A 2,700-nucleotide genomic window follows, 5' to 3' on the forward strand; every position below is an offset into this window, starting at 1 on the left:
CTTTTTTGCTCATCCCCCTTCTGTTCAAGGAATCCTCCCCTTGAAACATATGGAAGAGGATTTAGCTTCCTCCCACAAACATTTTACTCATACGACGTTGAGGCTGTCGCCTTGGTAGTGGTAGTTCGTCACGACGCCATTCACAGTCTTTTGAATGCGCCGGCCATCTTCATCGTATTTGTATGTTACAAACGGCGTGCTTTCGCCTTTTCGGGTGATGGAGACGAGTTGATCGGCTTCGTTCCATTCATATTGGTACTCGCCGTCTTCAGTCCTGTTGCCGTTCGCATCGTACGTGATCGTTTCATCGCCGAAACGGGTCAATTGATTCGCTGCATTATAATCGGCCGTGATCGTCGTGGATAGTCCGTCTTTCGTTTTCACGATTTGCTTGCGATTGCCGAATCCATCGTACGTATACGCGATCGTCGTTCCATCCGGCCATTGCTCTTCCACTAGTTGATCGAGCTCATCGTAACGGTAAACAATCGCTTCTCCTGTCGGGGACTCGATTTTCGTCCGATTGCCGTTTTCGTCATAACGGTACGTTTCCGCCAACAACTCGGTTCCGTCCGCTGTTCCCACTGACAGACTTTTCACCAAGCCGCGGTCATCATACGTAAAGGTTGAACCGGCTCCATTTCCTATCGTGAAGGTGCGAACGTTTCCTCTCTCGTCATAGTCAAAGCGGTACGTATACGTTCCGTCTTGGACGACTGTATTTTGATCCAAGGCATTGTATTGGTAATGGATCGTTTGGCTAAAGGACCCATGAGAGAACATGAACTGCTGCAATTTATCCGATGTCGTCGGATAGGTCCACTTTTGTAATCCTCCGCGGTCGGATTGTTCAATGACACGATTCGCGGAATCAAATGTTCTTATCTTGGTCGTACCGTCTTTTACATATTGTACAGAAAGTTCGTTTCCGTTTTTGTCGTAACGAAATTCGTAATACGGAACGTTGTTGTAAGAAATCGTTTTGACTCTTTCGGCCCCGTCATACGTCCATTGAATCGTGTTTCCTTTCGGCAAAACCGTTTTGATTTTATTTCCATTGGCATCATAGTCATTCGTGGTCACATCATTGAGCGGACCGACGGTTTTCATGAGTTTGCCGGTCGCATCATAAGAATAGGCAAATGTTTGAGACTGGCCGTCGCTGGTTCGAATGACTTTTGAAGTCATATTGCCATTCAAGTCATAATCATAGTTGACGGACGTTCCATTCGCCAATAGGAGCTGTTTTAAACGATTTGATGCGTCATACTTGTACTCTTTCTTATTTCCTTTCTTATCGTATTCGCTTAACAGATTTCCTACGGCATCATAATTCTTTTTCGCCACATAGCCTTTTTCATCCACTTCTTCCGTGACATAATTTCCACTGGCATCGTATTTGTTTTTCGTCACCACGTTTCCTTCCATGAGCCGGATCGCGTCAAACCATACCGTTCCCGTGTAATTACCGCGGAAGACAGCGGATATGTCGATTTTATCCATTGGCTTGGAAGGTTGAATCAAAACGGCAGTCCGGTTCCACTCTTGCGTGCCGATTGGAAAATCAGCGGTATACGTTTGGGTCGTTCCATCCACAAAGTATACTTTAGCCGTAATGGAATAATCGCTTGCGCTCACTGCGCCATTGGCTTTTACATCCTGTGCTTTGGAAAGGCCTGTGAGTGTCAGACGAAGCGGCGCATCGCTTGAAGTTTGACCCACAATCACCGTCTGCTTATATTCACTAGCTGATTGTGTGGTGCTGGTTCTCGATATTTTGAGAGAGTAAGCCCTGTCGAACGACTCCGTATGATCGACGCTTCCGCCCGTTCCGCTCCAATTCGTCACGCTTCCTTCGAAGCTGCTGTTTAAAAACGGACCATATTATAAAAAGGGTGAATCTCTGCGCTGATATAAGTTATCGCAGGTTCACCCTATTAAAGAAATTCTAATCTTCTAAATCATTCGCCTTATAGAAATGTCTTGCTTTATAAATCGGCCAATTCCAATACTCCACTCCTTGTGAGATAATGAGCCTCTCTAAAAAGATCTCAAAATTCATATAAAGAGGAGTGGCATGCTCAATGCTTTCTCCAGGTTCTAGCCAAAACAAATACTCATTACTTCTTTTATGAGGGGTGATTTCGTTAAGATTCATCACTAGGACACTACTCTCTAAACCATACGCTATAGGATACCAACCTTCTGGATAATCTAAAGATTGGTGGTTCTCTTGTACCTCACTTATCCTTAGTACATCAAAGGAAGCACCGCTTTTTTCATCTATAAATAATCTTGCCCCATTATGCATTAATAAAAATTCCTTATAGTCTTTTGGCAAGAATAATTGGTTGGTTTCTTCAAATTTCAATAGTTCACTTTCTGGCGCCGGGGCATTAAATAAAAAACGGACTTCTGTAACATACCCTAAATCCTGCTGAATTTGGATAGATGGTTGATCTGTAAGCCGTTTTTTTAATGATTTAAGTGTAAGCGTAAGTAAAGAACCCATTATGATACCTCCCAACATATCATAGATATTACTTGTAGTTCGTCCACCAAGGATTTACCACCTTTCGATGAAAGGAACTTGGAAGGGGGATTAATGTAAATTAGCACACTATTCCAGAACTACTTTTTCAAATTATTTTGGATGAAAATCGGAAATACCGCGCAAAATGTTTGCGAATTCTCTCCGAT

At 43.4% G+C, this 2,700-nt stretch carries 2 protein-coding genes; both read right to left on the reverse strand.

The window, feature by feature from the left end; translation table 11 throughout:
- Positions 1–87: 87 nt before the first annotated feature.
- Positions 88–1,638 carry an RHS repeat domain-containing protein gene (locus GGR02_RS17170; RefSeq protein ID WP_229706298.1) on the reverse strand — a complete coding sequence of 517 codons (1,551 nt, stop codon included), beginning with the start codon at positions 1,636–1,638 and terminating at the stop codon, positions 88–90.
- Between the two features lie 310 nt (positions 1,639–1,948).
- Entirely contained in the window at positions 1,949–2,512 is a 564-nt protein-coding gene (locus tag GGR02_RS17175) for an SMI1/KNR4 family protein (protein WP_183186152.1), read from the reverse strand.
- Positions 2,513–2,700 lie beyond the last annotated feature (188 nt).

It is taken from the genome of Anoxybacteroides voinovskiense, assembly GCF_014196205.1.
Classification (GTDB): domain Bacteria; phylum Bacillota; class Bacilli; order Bacillales; family Anoxybacillaceae; genus Anoxybacteroides; species Anoxybacteroides voinovskiense.